This is a genomic window from Paraburkholderia sp. 32, from assembly GCF_050435345.1.
Classification (GTDB): Bacteria; Pseudomonadota; Gammaproteobacteria; order Burkholderiales; family Burkholderiaceae; genus Paraburkholderia; species Paraburkholderia tuberum.
The window spans coordinates 2,843,826-2,859,860 of sequence record NZ_JBNDKD010000001.1 but is presented as its reverse complement, the minus strand read 5'-3'; the positions used below and the strand labels follow the sequence as shown (position 1 = coordinate 2,859,860).

The 16,035-nt window shown below is 64.3% G+C and carries 13 protein-coding genes; 7 read left to right on the top strand and 6 right to left on the bottom strand.

The window, feature by feature from the left end; translation table 11 throughout:
- The first annotated feature begins 2 nt into the window (after positions 1-2).
- From OKW26_RS13220 to OKW26_RS13210, 3 genes are all read left to right on the top strand, one after another.
- Positions 3-1,352, top strand: coding sequence for an ATP-grasp domain-containing protein (locus OKW26_RS13220; protein WP_429353888.1), 1,350 nt, complete (start codon positions 3-5; stop codon positions 1,350-1,352).
- 23 nt (positions 1,353-1,375) lie between these two features.
- Positions 1,376-2,578 carry a hypothetical protein gene (locus OKW26_RS13215; RefSeq protein ID WP_429353887.1) on the top strand — a complete coding sequence of 401 codons (1,203 nt, stop codon included), beginning with the start codon at positions 1,376-1,378 and terminating at the stop codon, positions 2,576-2,578.
- A 75-nt stretch (positions 2,579-2,653) separates the two neighbouring features.
- A complete protein-coding gene (locus OKW26_RS13210; RefSeq protein WP_429353886.1) occupies positions 2,654-3,397 on the top strand; it encodes an alpha/beta fold hydrolase in 744 nt (247 codons plus the stop codon).
- A 784-nt stretch (positions 3,398-4,181) separates the two neighbouring features.
- On the opposite strand, the gene OKW26_RS13205 is transcribed toward OKW26_RS13210, so the two are convergent.
- The 3 genes from OKW26_RS13205 to garL form a co-directional block, all read right to left on the bottom strand.
- Complete coding sequence (locus tag OKW26_RS13205; protein ID WP_429353885.1) at positions 4,182-4,430, bottom strand: hypothetical protein; 249 nt, start codon at positions 4,428-4,430, stop codon at positions 4,182-4,184.
- A gap of 682 nt (positions 4,431-5,112) precedes the next feature.
- Positions 5,113-6,042: a 2-hydroxy-3-oxopropionate reductase gene (locus OKW26_RS13200; RefSeq protein ID WP_429353884.1), complete on the bottom strand. Its 930-nt coding sequence runs from the start codon at positions 6,040-6,042 to the stop codon at positions 5,113-5,115.
- Entirely contained in the window at positions 6,039-6,839 is an 801-nt protein-coding gene (garL, locus tag OKW26_RS13195) for a 2-dehydro-3-deoxyglucarate aldolase (RefSeq protein ID WP_429353883.1), read from the bottom strand. The genes OKW26_RS13200 and garL overlap by 4 nt, the downstream gene beginning before the upstream one ends.
- 232 nt (positions 6,840-7,071) lie before the next feature.
- On the opposite strand from garL, the gene OKW26_RS13190 reads away from it, so the two are divergent.
- Positions 7,072-8,655 carry an aldehyde dehydrogenase (NADP(+)) gene (locus OKW26_RS13190; protein ID WP_429353882.1) on the top strand — a complete coding sequence of 528 codons (1,584 nt, stop codon included), beginning with the start codon at positions 7,072-7,074 and terminating at the stop codon, positions 8,653-8,655.
- A 142-nt stretch (positions 8,656-8,797) separates the two neighbouring features.
- On the opposite strand, the gene OKW26_RS13185 is transcribed toward OKW26_RS13190, so the two are convergent.
- From OKW26_RS13185 to kdgD, 3 genes are all read right to left on the bottom strand, one after another.
- Positions 8,798-9,541 (bottom strand): FadR/GntR family transcriptional regulator, encoded by a 744-nt coding sequence (locus OKW26_RS13185; protein WP_429353881.1) that lies wholly within the window; start codon positions 9,539-9,541, stop codon positions 8,798-8,800.
- A gap of 221 nt (positions 9,542-9,762) precedes the next feature.
- Positions 9,763-11,121 carry an MFS transporter gene (locus OKW26_RS13180; protein WP_429353880.1) on the bottom strand — a complete coding sequence of 453 codons (1,359 nt, stop codon included), beginning with the start codon at positions 11,119-11,121 and terminating at the stop codon, positions 9,763-9,765.
- 189 nt (positions 11,122-11,310) lie between these two features.
- Positions 11,311-12,228 (bottom strand): 5-dehydro-4-deoxyglucarate dehydratase, encoded by a 918-nt coding sequence (kdgD, locus tag OKW26_RS13175; protein WP_090806087.1) that lies wholly within the window; start codon positions 12,226-12,228, stop codon positions 11,311-11,313.
- Positions 12,229-12,483: 255 nt separating this feature from the next.
- Between kdgD and garD the strand changes: the two genes are divergently transcribed.
- The 3 genes from garD (at position 12,484) to OKW26_RS13160 (ending at position 15,978) form a co-directional block, all read left to right on the top strand.
- Positions 12,484-14,073 carry a galactarate dehydratase gene (gene garD / locus OKW26_RS13170; RefSeq protein WP_184067062.1) on the top strand — a complete coding sequence of 530 codons (1,590 nt, stop codon included), beginning with the start codon at positions 12,484-12,486 and terminating at the stop codon, positions 14,071-14,073.
- Positions 14,074-14,173: 100 nt separating this feature from the next.
- Complete coding sequence (locus OKW26_RS13165; protein WP_429353879.1) at positions 14,174-15,052, top strand: NAD-dependent epimerase/dehydratase family protein; 879 nt, start codon at positions 14,174-14,176, stop codon at positions 15,050-15,052.
- Positions 15,049-15,978 carry an SMP-30/gluconolactonase/LRE family protein gene (locus tag OKW26_RS13160; protein ID WP_429353878.1) on the top strand — a complete coding sequence of 310 codons (930 nt, stop codon included), beginning with the start codon at positions 15,049-15,051 and terminating at the stop codon, positions 15,976-15,978. Before OKW26_RS13165 ends, OKW26_RS13160 begins: the two co-directional genes overlap by 4 nt.
- The last annotated feature ends 57 nt before the right edge of the window (positions 15,979-16,035 follow it).

Below are 16,035 nucleotides of genomic sequence, written 5' to 3'. Positions count from 1 at the left end.
CCATGACCAAGAAGATTCTCTACGTATACGCGCCGGCTGGGCCGCCGCTCGATTACTTCTTCCCGAAAGTCGCGAGCCGCGGCGACGTGCATACCTGCATCGTCAGCAAGCCGTCCTCCTACAACCACGAGATCCTGTGCGAGCACAGCGCCATGCTGCACGATTTCAGCGGGCTGCGGCCGGACGACGGTTTCGCGCGCGTTGCCGAAATCGCGCATGCGCTGAAGCCGGACGTCGTGTTCACGTTTTCCGAGTTCCTGCTAAAGTCCGTGTCGGAACTCGCGGTGCAGCTGGGCGTGCGCGGCGTAGGCCCGAATATCAACCTCGCGCGCAACAAAACACTGATGCGCCAGCGCTGGCAGGAAGCTGGTCTGCCGCAGCCGGCGTTCCGCGCGATCCGGCGGCACGACGACCTGCATCGGGTCGCGGAATTGCGCTTTCCGGTGCTAATCAAGCTCGCCTATGGCGCAGGTTCGATCGGCCAGCAAATCGTCCATGGCATGTATGAACTCGACAGCGCCGTCGCGCGTCTGCTCGAGGCCACCGAAGCGGCGCGTCGCGCCGGAAAGCATGAGTTCTCGGAGCAGTCCGGCTTTCCGCAATTGGTCGCTGAGGAGATCATCGAGTCGACTACCGAGTCGTGGTACGCCGAAGACGGATACGGCGATTATCTCAGCGTTGAGGGGCTGGTGCGCGACGGCGAGTATTTTCCGCTTGCGATGACAGGCCGTCTGCGTACCATCGAGCCGTTTACCGAACTGGGAAACGTAGCGCCATGCGTGCTGAGTCGCGACAGGAAGGAGCAGATCGTCGCGCTGGTCCGGACTGCGGTCGACGCGCTCGGTTTCGAGAACTGCGCGACGCACACTGAGATGAAGCTGATGGCGAACGGCGGTGTATCGTTCCTCGAAACTGCGGCGCGGATGGGCGGCGTCGCGATCGCAAAGGAAGTGGATGAGGTGTTCGGCATCGATTACATCAACCTGTTCCTCGACGTCATGCTCGGCGAGCGGGGGCCAATTCCTTCATTCGAGCAGAACCCGCCGCGCTGCGCGGCGGCGTCAGTCGCGCTGATCGGCTGCGACAGCAATGGCACGCCATGGCGTGGCGCGAAGACCTTCAAGCCGGAACAGGTGGACTGGCGCGCACTCGTCGACGAGCGCGCCAACGTGAGGATAGAAGCCGCTCAGTCGGTGGAACCGGGCAGCCGCATGACGCCCTACGACGGTGCAGGCGGATTGCTGAACTATGCCGGACAGGCGTTCCTCGTCAGCGCCACGCCGGCCGATCTCAAACGTGCAGCCTATAGCCTGATCGACGGGCTCGAGGCGCGCCTGGCCGACCACACGTGAGCACCGAGCGGAGTATCCACACAATGAACCCGACCCGCTCGCGAGTCAGCCTGCTGCTCTGGATTGTCAATCTTTCGTCCATCGCGGCGAGCGTCTTTAGTTATGTCTATCTGTCGTACATTGTGTATCAGAAGACCGGCTCGATGTTGCTGTCCGAGGCGGTTCTTCTGGCACCGATGGTGATTCCGGTCTTGCTGTGTCTTGTCATCAACGCGGCAGCAGGCCGGCACTCCCCGAAGGCTATCCTGGTCTGGTTCAACCTCGCGGGCGTGCTGGTCGCGGCGGCGACCTACGCGCTGGTCGACCACTTTGTCGCTGCGGCGGTTGTCGGCACCCTAGTGATCGGTTTCCTCGACGCGACGCAGCGAATCGCGCGAACCGTCGCGATCAAACGCTATTTCTCGACCGACGACATTCGTTATGCATTGCCGATCACGCTGACCGCGCAGTTCATCGCAGGCGCGATTGCGGGTGTCGCGTTGTCGTTTTACAAGAGCGAAATCACGTCGGAGATGGCGGGAGCGATCACGATCGCGGCATATGGTCTAGGCGCACTGGCGGCGGTGTTGTTGCCCGGCGCGCCGGCCCAGCCCACCCCCGCTGTGTCGGCCAGCGCTTTCGGTACGCTTGTGCAGGTGCTGCGGACATCGCCCGCGTTGCAGCGTCACTTCTTCGCGTTCTTCCTGTTGGTGTCGGTCTACCAGGGCTTCTTCAACGTGTCGCGGGTGACGCTGCCATCGTCGGTGCTTGGCCTGTCGCAGACCTATGTCGGCTATCTGCAGATCGTCAGCGCAACGTCAGCGCTGATCGCGGCATTGCTCTTTGCGTTCGCGAGCCGGCGTGGTGTCACTCCCGGCAAGGTGGCCATGCTCGCGATGAACGTGATATGTCTCGGCGCGATGGCGGGATCAGCGGCGTTCCGGGACGTAACGGTCAGCTACACGCTCTATTTCGTCTACATGTTTTTCTGGGAGGTGCTGTTCTTCAAGCATCAGGCGGACGTCGTCGCAGCGACACCGCCCGAGCATATGGCGCTCGTCGCCACGTTCCAGTACGCGAGCGTCTATCTTGGGATGATCGTCGCTGGCTTCGCGGGCAGTTGGGTCGCGCAGGGGTACGGTTTGTTCGTCGCGGCGCTTGGGTTCGTCGTGTTCTACGTGGCGAGCATGACGTGGAACGCAGTGCGGGACATCGGCGCCGTGCGCGAATCGGCTTATAGCCGCTGAAGTGGACAACGTCGTCGGCGTTGCAGGGGACATTGCTGCATTCCCATTGCCAGGTGAAACACCATGAGTAAAGCTATGCCGCTGGTCATGATTCACGGCCTGTTTGGGTCACAAAGCTTTTATGCGCCGAACCGGCGCATTGCCGCCGTCGATGTTCATACCCCCGATCTGGTTGGCTACGGCGCGCTGAGAGACAGCGCGGTCGAGCCGATCACACTGGCAGGCCAGGCGGCGCATGTGATCCGCTATGTGCAAGAGCACGTCGGCGCGCCGAGTGTCCTGCTTGGACACAGTGTAGGCGGCGCAGTCGCAATGCTCGTTGCCGCGTCCGCGCCCGACCTTGTGTGCGGGGTGATAAATGTCGAAGGGAATTTCACGCTCAACGACGCATTCTGGTGTCGGAAAATCGCCGGTCTGGACGCCACCGCGTGGCAGGCGGAGCACGCGCGCCTCGTCGCCGATCCGGAGGGCTGGCTGAAGAACGGCGGCATTGCCGTCACGCAGCAGCGTCTCAAGTGGGCACGCACCGCACTCGCGAACCAACCGCGCGAAACGATTCAGGCAATGGCGCGCGCGGTGGTGGCGGAAACCGGCGCGCCCGATTTCCTTTCGCGCATTCGCATGGTCGTCGAGCGGGGCACTCCCCTCTTCATGCTCGCTGGCGAAAGGTCGGCGGCTGGATGGGACGCGCCGGACTGGGCGCACGCTGCGGCGCTGTCCTACGTGGTCCAGCCGGAAGTCGGCCACATGATGATGCTCGAGGAGCCCGAGGGGTTCTGCCGAATCGTCAGCGGGATGGTCGCCCAGATCGCGGCCTGACCGGAGGCGCCATGTCGTTTGCGGAAACAGGCGCGGTTCGGTACTACGCCGTTATTTTCACCTCGGTGGGTACGGAAGGCGATCTGGGCTGTCAGGCGATGATCGTCGATGTCCGGTCTCGCGACACGACAGCTTGGGTATCTCGTTGTCGAATTGGTAGGGGAGGATTTCGGCAATATCGTAGCGTGCCGGACGAGCCCCAGGGCCGTCGCAGCGTGGAAGGCGGATGCCGCACATCTGGTGGCACAGTGGCTTGGACGCGACGTCCGGTACAGCATAGACCGGGCACGGATCTGCCGGGTGGCGCGAGACTATGGATACGGCAGCGAGCGTGCTGCGGACTGAGCTCGATCTGATCGCGGCACGGCGGCCGCATCACGTGATGATCGATGGAGAATGGCGTGTGAAAAATGGGCTGTGATGGATGATCGTGCTGCGAGACGTCAGACGGCGTCGAGCCTCGCTTGCGGACGGGCAGACGAAATGCGCAGCGCGCCGGCAAATCACGAAACGTGCAGGGTCGTGCTAGCGCAACTGCCAGACCAAGCCCATCGTCGGCGCGAGGGCGCTTGACGGAGCTGGTCGAAGACGGGACGACGACGGTAGTCTATCCGTGATCTTGACCCACCACCGGAAGCTGCGCAACGACCTGTATTGGCCGAAGCAGTGCTTAACGAGGTGTTTGAAAAACGCGTTCCTACAGATCCCGCCGTATCGATCGGCCAAGGGCATCACGGGTCACGTATGCACCGCATTCGGTTGGCATAGCGGCCGAGTACGCCAGCTATGCCTTTGTAAGCTTGTCCGGATGCCAACGCAACTGCGCCAGTTCAGAAGGGCGTGCGAGTCGTCCGTTCAGCAGATATTTTCCTTTGGCTTGCATGAATAGCGCTATGCGTGACCATGCCCAAGCCGATGTCACCAGGTCTCCCGATAGCCAGACGAACATCTGCTCCCGCCAGCCACCAAGTTCAACGTCGAAGGGCCAGTGCGGTGTGTGGGCAAGCCAACCCGTCAGACCAACGGCTGGCATGGATGGCGTATCGTCGGGTGCGCATGTCCGCGAGAAGCCATACCAGCTGACCGATCAGCCGAGTGTTGCCGCCTGATCTGCGTCGATGTCCCGGGTGCGGACGACAACTCCATTGTCGCGATTCGCTCCGTTCAGGCATATGAGGGTAATTTGGCGCGTATCTCCGAACAGTCCAGCCCCGACACGCTTCAGAAGGTGTTCGTATACCAGAAAATCATCTCCGAAATGCGGCCAGTCGCTTCGGACGTAGGGCATGTCGCCAGTTTGCCGGGTACAGAGAGAGGGAATGGGCGAAGGATGATTCTTGCGTCCCCGATGGTTCGCCCGATCGGACGTTAGTCGGATTGGATGGTGCAAGGGCATGGAGGCGAATGCCATGGCAGCGCGGCCACTACCTAAGCCGTGTGCTGCGCACAGACGTAAGATCGGCGAGTAGCTCGCAATGGAATTGCGAAAGCAACTGCCGTTACTGAGGGGAGACTAAAGGTCGCGAGCCATGCTCACGCGTTGATGGTCCTACGCTGGTCCGAAGCGCTGGATCAGGCGGCAATTCAGAGCGATGCCGCGAAATGAGCGTCGCTCTTGATCAGACGACGAATTGCGATCGAGCCGGCCATCGGTCACATGCGGACAGACGGAAAACCCGATCGCAACTGTGAAGTGGCGCCGTGCAACAGCGCGCTTACGCGCTCTTCTGACCGATCTCGTGATTCGCGAGCACTTCGAGCGCGCGCACCATCGCCGAGTGGTCCCACGCCTTGCCGCCGTGCGCGACGCACGCGTTGAACAGCGCCTGGCAGGTGGCGGTGTTCGGCAGCGACACGCCGAGCGCCTGCGCGGTCGACAGCGCGAGGTTCAGGTCCTTCTGGTGCAGTTCGATGCGGAAGCCCGGATCGAACGTGCGGCTGGTCATGCGCTCGCCGTGCACTTCGAGAATGCGCGACGATGCGAAGCCGCCCATCAGCGCCTCACGCACGCGCGCCGCATCGACACCCGCCTTCGACGCGAGCAGCAGCGCTTCGCCGACCGCCTCGATGGTCGCCGCGACGATCACCTGGTTGGCGACCTTGCACACCTGGCCCGCGCCGACCGCGCCGATCAGCGTGACGTTCTTGCCCATCATGTCGAACAGGGGCTTCACGCTGTCGAACGTGGCCTGTTCGCCCCCGACCATGATGGTCAGCGAGCCGGCCTTCGCGCCGACTTCGCCACCGGACACCGGCGCGTCGAGATAATCGGCACCGGATTCGCGCACGCGCGCCGCGAAATCGCGGGTCGCCATCGGCGAGATCGAGCTCATGTCGACGACCGTCTGGCCGGCGCGCAGCGCGCTCGCGAGGCCGTTCTCGCCGAACAGCACGCGTTCGACGTCCGGCGTGTCAGGCACCATGATGAAGATCACGTCCGCGTTGGCGGCGACCGCGGCGGGGTTCTCGCATGCGACGGCGCCGGCCTGCGTCAGCTCGGCGGGCACGCCGCTACGCGTAAAGGCGGCGAGTGACACGCCGTTTTTCAGAAGGTTGGCGGCCATGGGCTTGCCCATGATGCCGAGTCCGATAAAGCCTGCTGTTTGCATGGAATGCTCCGAAGATGTCGTGGCGGCCGCGTTCAAGCCTCACCCGCCGGTTTCTGCATGAAGTGTTTCTGTGCCGCCTGCGCGGCGCCCTTGAGCAACCCGAGATCCGCGCAGACCGCGACGACGCGCGCGCCCATCGACAGATATCGTTCCGCGTCGGCCTGCACCGGCGCGAGAATGCCGCTCGACTTGCCGGCCGCCTGCGCGCGCGCGAACACATGCGCGATCGCCTGCTGCACGTCCGGATGGCTCGCATTGCCGAGGTGGCCATACGACGCCGCGAGGTCGGACGGACCGATGAAGACCGCGTCGATGCCGTCCACCGCGAGGATGCTGTCGATATTCTCGACCGCCTTGCGGCTTTCGATCTGCGCGATCACGCAGACGTTGTCGTTGGCGATCGCGAAGTAGTCGGACACGGTGCCATAGCGATTGCCGCGATGGCCGACCGATACGCCGCGAATGCCCTGCGGCGGATAGCGCGTCGACGCGACCGCGCGGGCGGCGTCGTCGGCGCTGTCGACGAAGGGCACGAGGAAGTTCGAGAAGCCGCTGTCGAGAAAACGTTTGATCACGACGCTGTCGTTGGCCGGTGGTCGGACGACCGGTGCGCTGCCGCTGTCCTTGAGCGCCATCAACTGCGGGATCAGCGTGAGCACGTCGTTGGGCGCGTGTTCGGCGTCCAGCAGCATCCAGTCGAAGCCGACCGTGCCCAGCAGTTCAGTGGCGATCGGGCTGGCGAGGGACGCCCAGCAGCCGATCTGGGTTTTTCCCTCGCACACCGCGCGCCGGAAGCGGTTTGGCAAGGATTCGTAAGGCGTGACGGCGGGCATGCGGTGTCTCCTCGAACTGCGATGGATCGGGAAAAGCTGCGACAATGCTAAACCGCGAAATGCGAGTTATAAGTCGTCGTATGACCAGCTGTAGATTAGCACCGCACGGCCCGGTTGTAATGGGCGAGTATACCCGTAGTCGCCTGTCAGACAAGCGTTTCGGGTTGCGTAGGGCCCCCGCGATGTTGTAGGATGACCTATATCTTTAGCCTTCATTAAAGGAAAGTCAAAAATGCCTATTACCGGCGAAATGCTGATCGGTCGCAAAGCCGTGCGCGGCGAAGAAAAACCGCTGCGCGCGTTCAATCCTGCCACGGGTTCCGAGATTGCCGAGCCGGTGTTCGGCAGCGGCACCGTCGAGAACGTCGCGCAGGCCTGCGCGCTCGCGCAACAGGCGTTCGACGCCTACCGTCAACTGCCGCTCGCAGTGCGCGCCGAGTTCCTGGACCGTATCGCTGACGGCATCACCGCGCTCGGCGACGAACTGATCGAGCGCGCGCAGGCTGAATCGGGACTGCCGAAGGCGCGTCTGGAAGGCGAGCGCGGCCGCACCACCGGCCAGTTGAAGCTGTTCGCGCAGACCGTGCGCGCGGGCCAGTGGCTCAACGCCACGCTCGATTCGCCGCTGCCGGAGCGCAAGCCGCTGCCGCGCTCGGATCTGCGCATGCAGAAGATCGCGCTCGGTCCGGTCGCGGTGTTCGGCGCGAGCAACTTCCCGCTCGCGTTCTCGGTAGCGGGCGGCGACACCGCCGCGGCGCTGGCTGCTGGCTGCCCGGTCGTCGTGAAGGCGCATCGCGCTCACCTCGGCACGTCGGAGCTGGTCGGTCGCGTGATCCAGCGCGTCGCGCAGGAAATGGATCTGCCCGAAGGCGTGTTCTCGATGATCGTCGGCGCGGGTAACTCGGTCGGCGAGGCACTGGTTGCGCACCCGGCCATCAAGGCGGTCGGCTTCACCGGTTCGCGCGCGGGCGGCACTTCGCTGATGCGCGTCGCGGCGGCGCGTCCGGAGCCGATCCCGGTGTACGCGGAAATGAGCAGCATCAACCCGGTGTTCCTGCTGCCCAACGCTCTTGCGGCACGCGGCGACAGCATCGCGCGCGGTTTCGTCGACTCGCTCGTGCTCGGCGCGGGCCAGTTCTGCACCAACCCGGGCCTCGCCATCGCGATCGACAGCGACGCGCTGAAGGGCTTCGTCGCGACGGCATCGGAAGCGCTCGCGGCGAAGCCGGCGCAGACCATGCTGACCTCGGGCATTCACGCCGCGTATGAAGACGGCGAAGGCAAGCTGGCCGCGACGAAGGGCGTCGAAGTCGTGGCACGCGGCGTCGCCGCGACCGGCCCGACCCAGGCTTGCGCGGCGCTGTTCGTGACCGACGCGCAGACGTTCCTCGCGAACCCGGTGCTCGAAGACGAAGTATTCGGCCCGGTGTCGACGATCATCCGCTGCAAGGACGAGCAGGAAATGCTGAAGGTCGCCGAACACTTCGCCGGCCAGCTGACCGCGACGCTACAGATGGACAGCGCCGACGTGGCCGCTGCGAAGAAGCTGGTGCCGATTCTCGAGCGCAAGGCCGGCCGGATTCTGGTCAACGGCTTTCCGACCGGCGTCGAAGTGTGCCACGCGATGGTCCACGGCGGCCCGTTCCCGGCAACGTCGGATAGCCGAGCGACCTCGGTCGGCACCACGTCGATCGACCGCTTCCTGCGCCCGGTCTGCTACCAGGACTTCCCGGCCGAGCTGCTGCCGGAAACGCTGGCTGACGGCAATCCGCTGGAACTGTGGCGTCGTCGCGATGGCGAACTCACGCGCGGTTAATCGCGTGACGCCGTCCTGAACGGATGCGTGCCCGGGCCGGTCGGCCGGGCGCGGATCGAAGGGAGGAGCGGACGCAATCGCAAGATAAAAAAATGGCCGGGAGATTCCCGGCCATTTTTTTCGCCCGCGAGCTTCGTGAGAATCAGCTGTTCGCTTCGCTCGCTTCATTCGCGCGACGCAGCCGCTCGCGGCTATTCGACAGATGCATGCGCATCGCCGCGCGTGCGCCTTCGGCGTCGTGCCGGCTGATCGCCTCGAGGATGCTTTCATGCTCGAGGTTCACGAGCGACAGATACGCATCAGGATCGGCGCGCGCGATGCCGGCCGAGTCGAGCCGGTTGCGCGGAATCAGCGCGCTGCCCATTTGCGACAGTATGTCGACGAAATAGCGGTTGCCGGTTGCGCGTGCGACCGAGATGTGGAACTGCAGGTCGGCCTGGACGCTGTCGAGCCCGTTGTGGCGCGTGGCCTCGATCGCGTCGAGCGCGGCGCGCATGCGCGCGAGGTCGTCCGGTTTCGCGCGTTGCGCGGCGAGACCGGCGCATTCGGTTTCGAGGCTGATGCGCAGCTCCAGAATGCACAGCACGTCGCGCAGCGTGGTGGCGGGCACCATGTCGATGCCGAGCTTTTCGCGTTGCGGCTCGAGCACGAAGCTGCCGATGCCGTGCCGCGTCTCGATGACCTTGCCTGCCTGCAGGCGCGAGATCGCCTCGCGAATCACCGTGCGGCTCACGCTGAGTGTGCTCATCAGCTGCGATTCGGTGGGGAGTTTGTCGCCCGGCTTCAGCAAGTTGGCCGCGATCTGCTCGGTGACGTAGTTGACGACGAACTCGGCAAGATTGCGAGCGCGTCGTGGCGGTGCCGCGGATGCTAGTGGTGTAGCCATCGAAAACGCTCCTTGTTTGAAAGATCGCTGGGAATCGTGCATTTTTATTATATCGTCGTCTGACGACTGATTATAGAAGGCCGGATCGTTTCCGGCGCAAATGTCACGTATATCGGCGCAGGCCCGAAGTTTGGCGCCTCGGCGCGGATAGATCGCGCGAGGCGCCGGGTCGGTCGGCCGGAAGTACGATAACCGCGACGATAACCAAGCCTATAACGGGCTCACCCCGGGCGCAACTCGACCCGCCGGATGTCCTTGACGATCACCAGATAGCTGATCACGGTCAGCAGCGCGTTCGCGCCGACGAACACCAGCGCGCCATTGAACGAGCCCGTGCGCGCGACGAGATAACCGATCACGATCGGCGTCACGATGCCGGCGATGTTGCCGAACATGTTGAAGATCCCGCCGGACAAGCCGAGCGCTTCCTTCGGCGACGTATCGGCGACGACCGCCCAGCCGAGCGCGCCGATGCCCTTGCCGAAGAACGCGAGCGACATCAGCGCGACGACGACCCAGTCGGTCGACACGTAGTTGCAGCCGATGATGCAGGTCGACAGCAGCATGCCGCCGACGATCGGCACCTTGCGCGCGACGGTCAGCGAACAGCCGCGGCGGATCATTCCGTCCGACAGCACGCCGCCGAGCACCCCGCCGAGAAAGCCGCAGATCGCCGGCAGCGAGGCCACGAGGCCCGCATGCAGGATCGTCATGCCGCGCGCCTGCACGAGGTAGATCGGAAACCACGTCAGGAAGAAGTAGGTCAGCACGTTGATGCAGTACTGCGCGAGATAGACGCCGAGCAGCATGCGGTTGCTGAGCAACTGACGCACGAGCGTCCAGCCGCCGGCCTTCGAAACATCGTCCGGGTGCGTCTTGCGCGCACCGCTGACGAGGCCGCCGCCTTGCTCGATGTACTCGAGCTCGGCGCGCGACACGCGCGGATGGTCGGCGGGATTCTTCATGACCTTCAGCCACGTCAGCGCGAGCAGCAGCCCGGCCACGCCCAGTACGACGTAGACCATTTCCCACCCGAACGCGTGCGTGAGCCACGCCATCAGCGGCGTGAACACCACCGCGGCGAAGTATTGCGCGGCGTTGAAGATCGCCGACGCGGTGCCGCGCTCGTTGGTCGGGAACCAGCTCGCGACGACCTTCGCGTTCGCCGGGAACGCCGGCGACTCGGCCGCGCCCATCACGAAGCGCAGCGCGAACAGGCCGGTAATCGCCGCACCGGCGCTGCCGAGCAGGCCGACCGAGCTCTGCAGCAGCGTGAATAGCGACCACGAGAAGATGCTCGCCGCGTACACGCGGCGCGCGCCGAAACGGTCGAGCAGCCAGCCGGCCGGCAGTTGCGACAGCACGTAAGCCCAGCTGAATGCGGAAAAGATATAGCCCATGCGGATCGCGTCGAGGCTGAACGCGGTGCGCATTGCGGAACCGGTGACGGACAGCGTCGCGCGGTCGGCGTAGTTGAGGGTGGTGATCACAAAGATCAGCAGCAGGATCCCGTAGCGGACCTTGGTGCGTGCCGCGCTAGCAGCGGCGTCGGTGGAACTGGCCGAGCGGCTCAAGTCCATGGTCATCTCCTGTATTGTCGGGCGAGGTGTAGTCTGCACAACGGGTGGCCCGCAGACCACCTGCCTGTCGGGCAAACACACGAACGCCCGGCAACGTTGCTGTGCCGGGCGTTCGCCACGCGGCCGTCTAGGCGGCCCTCATCGATGAGGCTCGCGAGCTACTTCGCTCGAAGCCCTGACGCCGGTGCCTTACTGCGGTCCGAGCTTCTTGATCAGCGCGTCGAGCTGTTCCATTTCTTCCGGCGTCAGATCGGTCAGCGGTGCGCGCACCGGACCTGCGTCGTGGCCGACCAGCTTCGCGCCAGCCTTGACGATGCTGACCGCGTAGCCGGCACGGCGGTTGCGGATCTTCAGGTACGGCAGGAAGAATTCGTCGATCAGCTTGCCGACCGTCGCGTGGTCGTCAGCGGCGATCGCGCGGTAGAAGTCCATCGCGGTCTTCGGAATGAAGTTGAACACCGCCGACGAGTACACAGGCACGCCCAGCGCCTTGTAGGCGGCAGCGTAGACTTCCGCGGTCGGCAGGCCGCCGAGGTACGAGAAGCGCTCGCCGAGGCGGCGGCGGATCGTCACCATGTTTTCGATCTCGCCCACGCCGTCCTTGAAGCCGATCAGGTTCGGGCAACGGTCTGCCAGACGTTCGAGCATGTCGGCGTTGAGCTTCGAGTTCGCGCGGTTGTAGATGATCATGCCCATGCCCGGAACAGCCTTGCAGACCTCTTCGGCGTGCTCGGCGATACCGTCCTGGCTTGCTTCGGTCAGGTAGTGCGGCATCAGCAGGATGCCGTGCGCGCCGAGGCGCTGCGCTTCCTTCGCGTAGGCGATCGCCACGCGGGTCGGGCCGCCGGCGCCGGCGAGGATCGGTACCTTGCCCTTGCAGACCTCGACCGCGGTCTTGACTACTTGCGTGTAGTCGTCTTGCGTCAGCGAGAAGAATTCGCCCGTGCCGCCGGCGACGAACAGCGCCGATGCGCCGTACGGAGCGAGCCATTCGAGACGCTCTGCGTAGGTGTCGGCGCGGAAGTCGCCTTTAGCGTCGAAGTCGGTGACGGGGAAGGACAGGAGGCCTTCCGAAACGATCTGCTTGAGTTCCTGCGGTGTCGTCATGATCAAAGTATCCAGGCGTCGGATTGGGTCGTTGTTGGTTCCAACCAGTACAACGGACGTCGTACTAGTAGAAAATCTTTGGAAATCAGATTTCTTATACGTCATCGTACAACAACAAATCCGGTAACTCAACGGGGTTTTCACGGCATAATTCACGCTATAGGGTAAATACGGAACATCCGGGCGAAACTTCACGTTGTAGGATGACGTATGATTAATGGCGAAGCAGGTCTATCACGCCTCAAGGATCGATCAATGGAACAAACTCCGCTCTACATCCGCGTTCATCCCAATGACAATGTCGCGATCGTCGTCAACGACGGCGGTCTGGGCGAGGGCGCGGTATTTGCCGATGGCCTCAGGCTGCGCGAGCGTGTGCCGCAGGGCCACAAGGTCGCGGTGGCCGATCTCGCCGAGGGCGACGAGGTCATCCGCTATAACGTCGTGATCGGTTATGCGCTGAAGCCGCTGCCGAAGGGCAGCTGGATCAACGAACACGTGATCCGCATGCCGAGCCCGCCGGGACTCGAAGACCTGCCGATCGCCACCACCAAAGCGCCGGACATGCCGCCGCTCGAAGGCTATACGTTCGAGGGCTACCGTAACTCGGACGGCTCGGTGGGCACGCGCAACATCCTCGCGATCACGACCACCGTGCAGTGCGTCGCCGACGTCGTGCAACACGCGGTCACGCGCATCAAGGCCGAGTTGCTGCCGAAATATCCGAATGTCGACGATGTCGTCAGCCTCGGTCACACCTACGGCTGCGGCGTCGCGATCGACGCGCCCGACGCGATGGTGCCCATCCGCACCGTGCGCAACATCGCGCTGAACCCGAACTTCGGCGGCGAAGTGATGATGGTGAGCCTCGGCTGCGAGAAGCTGCAGCCCGAGCGTCTGATGCCGCCGGGAACGATTCCGATCGCGGCGGCGGCGGTCGTCGACGACGTCGCGGACATCGGTGATGTCGCGCTGGAGCAGAACGGCGACGTCGTGGTGTTGCAGGACGAATCGCACGTCGGCTTCCAGTCGATGATCACGTCGATCATGAGGATGGCCGAAGGGCATCTGAAGCGCCTGAACAACCGCCGTCGCGAAACCTGTCCGGCGTCGGATCTGGTGATCGGCGTGCAGTGCGGCGGTAGCGACGCGTTCTCGGGCCTGACCGCGAACCCGGCCGTCGGATTCGCAACGGATCTGCTGGTGCGCGCCGGCGCGACCGTGATGTTCTCGGAAGTCACCGAAGTGCGCGACGGCGTCGATCAACTGACCGCGCGCGCGGCCAATGCGGACGTCGCACAGGCGATCATCCGCGAGATGCAGTGGTACGACGATTACCTGAAGCGCGGCGGCGCGGACCGCAGCGCGAACACGACGCCCGGCAACAAAAAGGGCGGCCTGTCGAACATCGTCGAAAAGGCGATGGGCTCGATCATCAAGTCGGGCAACTCGGCGATCTCCGGCGTGCTGTCGCCGGGTGAGAAGGTCAACCAGAAGGGCCTGATCTACGCGGCCACGCCGGCCAGCGACTTCATCTGCGGCACGCTGCAGGTCGCCTCGGGCATCACGCTGCACGTGTTCACGACCGGCCGCGGCACGCCGTACAGCCTCGCCGAAGTACCGGTCATCAAGGTCGCGACGCGTTCGGACCTCGCGCGTCGCTGGCACGATCTGATGGACATCAACGCCGGCACGATCGCGACCGGCCAGTCCAGCATCGAGGAGGTGGGCTGGGAACTGTTCCGCCTGATGCTCGAAGTCGCGAGCGGCCGCAAGGAAACCTGCGCGGAGAAGCTGGGACTGCACAATGCGTTGACGCTGTTCAACCCGGCGCCGGTGACCTGAGCAGGCACCGTGCCCCGTCAATACTCAGGCGAGCGCCGGTCCAGCCGGCGCTCGCTTTTCCATTCAGAAGACCCGCTCGCAATCACAACATCCAAGAGACATGACCGATTTGAACGTTGACCGCTCCGCGGCAAAGAAACCCTTCCGCCGTCTGCTGCTCACCGGCGCCGCGGGCAACCTCGGCAAGCAACTGCGTCCCGCGCTCGCGCAATGGGCCGACATCGTGCGCGTGTCCGATATCGCTGCGCTCGGCGAAGTCGCCGCGCACGAGGAAGCGGCCGTCGTCAATCTCGCCGATGAAGCAGCCGTGCACGCGCTGCTCGAAGGCGTGGACGCGGTGGTGCATCTCGGCGGCATCTCCGTCGAAGCGCCGTTCGAAGACCTGCTCGAAGCGAACATCCGCGGCCTCTACAACGTGTACTCGTCGGCGCAAAAGCATGGCGTGAAGCGCATCATCTACGCGAGCTCGAATCACGCGGTGGGTTTCCATCCGGTCACGTCGGTTCTCGATACCGAAGTGCCGCTGCGTCCGGACGGCATGTACGGCGTGACGAAGTGTTTCGGCGAATCGCTGTCGCGCTACTACTTCGACCGCTTCGGTCTCGAGACCGTGTGTTTGCGGATCGGCTCGTCGTTCGAGCAGCCGAAGACCGCGCGCATGCTCATCACGTATCTGAGCTACCGCGATTTCATCGAGCTCGTGCGCTGCTCGCTGTTCACGAACCGCGTCGGTCACGCGATCGTCTACGGCGTGTCGAACAACCGCATCTCGTGGGTCGACAACACGAACGCCGCGTTTCTCGGCTACCGTCCGCAAGACAGCTCGGCGCAGTTCGAACACCTGTTCCCGCCGAGCGCCCCCGACACGCGCTTCGACGACCCGACCCAGCTGTACCAGGGCGGCCCGTTCGTGCTAGCCGGTCCGATGGAGCCGAAGCGGGAGCCGAAGCGGGAGCCTAAGCGGGAGCCTGAGCAATGAGCGCGAATCCGCAAGTGGAGCGCTTCGACGCGGCCGGTCCGTTGCCCGCGGCCACTGGTGAAAGCCCGGTCTGGCGCGCGGCCGAGCAGGCGCTGTACTGGGTCGACATTCCGGCGAAAAAGATCGTGCGCGGTTCGCTCGATACAGGCAAGCGCACCGAATGGCTGCTGCCGGAGCAGGTTGCCTGCATCGCGTTCGATCACACCGGCACCGTGCTCGCCGGCTGCGAGACCGGCTTGTTCGCGGTCTCGCTCGCGGACGCGTCGAAAGCGGCGAGCGGCGAGCCGCTGACAGCGTCGCTGCGCGAGCTCGCGGCGCCTGAATTCCCGCACGGCGGAATGCGTTTCAACGACGGCCGCTGCGACCGGCAAGGGCGTTTCTGGGCCGGCACGATGGTGATGGACATGGCCGCGGCGATCCCGGGCGGCGCGCTGTACCGCTTCGACGAGAAGGGCGTGCTGTCCGCGCCGGTCGTCGATTCGCTGATCACGCAGAACGGCCTGGGCTGGTCGCCGGACGGCACGACGATGTATCTGTCCGACTCGCATCCGCTGCGCCGGCTGATCTGGGCGTTCGACTACGACGTCGACAGCGGTGAGCCGCGCAACCGCCGCGTGTTCGCCGACCTGCATCACTATTCGGGCCGTCCGGACGGCGCGGCGGTCGATGCCGACGGCTGCTACTGGATCTGCGCGAACGACGCCGGTCTGCTGCTGCGTTTTACGCCGCAGGGTAAGCTCGACCGGCAGGTTCCGGTGCCGGCCATCAAGCCTGCCATGTGCGCGTTCGGCGGCCGCGATCTCGATACGCTGTTCGTCACCTCGATTCGTCCCGCCAACGGCGCGAGCGAGCACGACGGCCACGTGTTCGCGCTGCGGCCCGGCGTGAGCGGGCTGCCTGAGCCCGAATTCGCAGGGCAACTGTAACGTTGCTTGCAGGAAGCATGCGCCGGGACGAAGTTTTTCTCCCGGCGTTTTCATTTT

What these genes read in the sequence shown, in the direction of transcription:
- OKW26_RS13220 (WP_429353888.1), top strand. Translation starts at nt 3, where the DNA reads ATGACCAAGAAGATTCTCTACGTATACGCGCCGGCTGGGCCGCCGCTC.
- OKW26_RS13215 (WP_429353887.1), top strand. Translation starts at nt 1,376, where the DNA reads ATGAACCCGACCCGCTCGCGAGTCAGCCTGCTGCTCTGGATTGTCAAT.
- OKW26_RS13210 (WP_429353886.1), top strand. Translation starts at nt 2,654, where the DNA reads ATGCCGCTGGTCATGATTCACGGCCTGTTTGGGTCACAAAGCTTTTAT.
- OKW26_RS13205 (WP_429353885.1), bottom strand. Translation starts at nt 4,430, where the DNA reads ATGCCAGCCGTTGGTCTGACGGGTTGGCTTGCCCACACACCGCACTGG.
- garL (WP_429353883.1), bottom strand. Translation starts at nt 6,839, where the DNA reads ATGCCCGCCGTCACGCCTTACGAATCCTTGCCAAACCGCTTCCGGCGC.
- OKW26_RS13190 (WP_429353882.1), top strand. Translation starts at nt 7,072, where the DNA reads ATGCCTATTACCGGCGAAATGCTGATCGGTCGCAAAGCCGTGCGCGGC.
- OKW26_RS13185 (WP_429353881.1), bottom strand. Translation starts at nt 9,541, where the DNA reads ATGGCTACACCACTAGCATCCGCGGCACCGCCACGACGCGCTCGCAAT.
- OKW26_RS13180 (WP_429353880.1), bottom strand. Translation starts at nt 11,121, where the DNA reads ATGGACTTGAGCCGCTCGGCCAGTTCCACCGACGCCGCTGCTAGCGCG.
- kdgD (WP_090806087.1), bottom strand. Translation starts at nt 12,228, where the DNA reads ATGACGACACCGCAGGAACTCAAGCAGATCGTTTCGGAAGGCCTCCTG.
- garD (WP_184067062.1), top strand. Translation starts at nt 12,484, where the DNA reads ATGGAACAAACTCCGCTCTACATCCGCGTTCATCCCAATGACAATGTC.
- OKW26_RS13165 (WP_429353879.1), top strand. Translation starts at nt 14,174, where the DNA reads ATGACCGATTTGAACGTTGACCGCTCCGCGGCAAAGAAACCCTTCCGC.
- OKW26_RS13160 (WP_429353878.1), top strand. Translation starts at nt 15,049, where the DNA reads ATGAGCGCGAATCCGCAAGTGGAGCGCTTCGACGCGGCCGGTCCGTTG.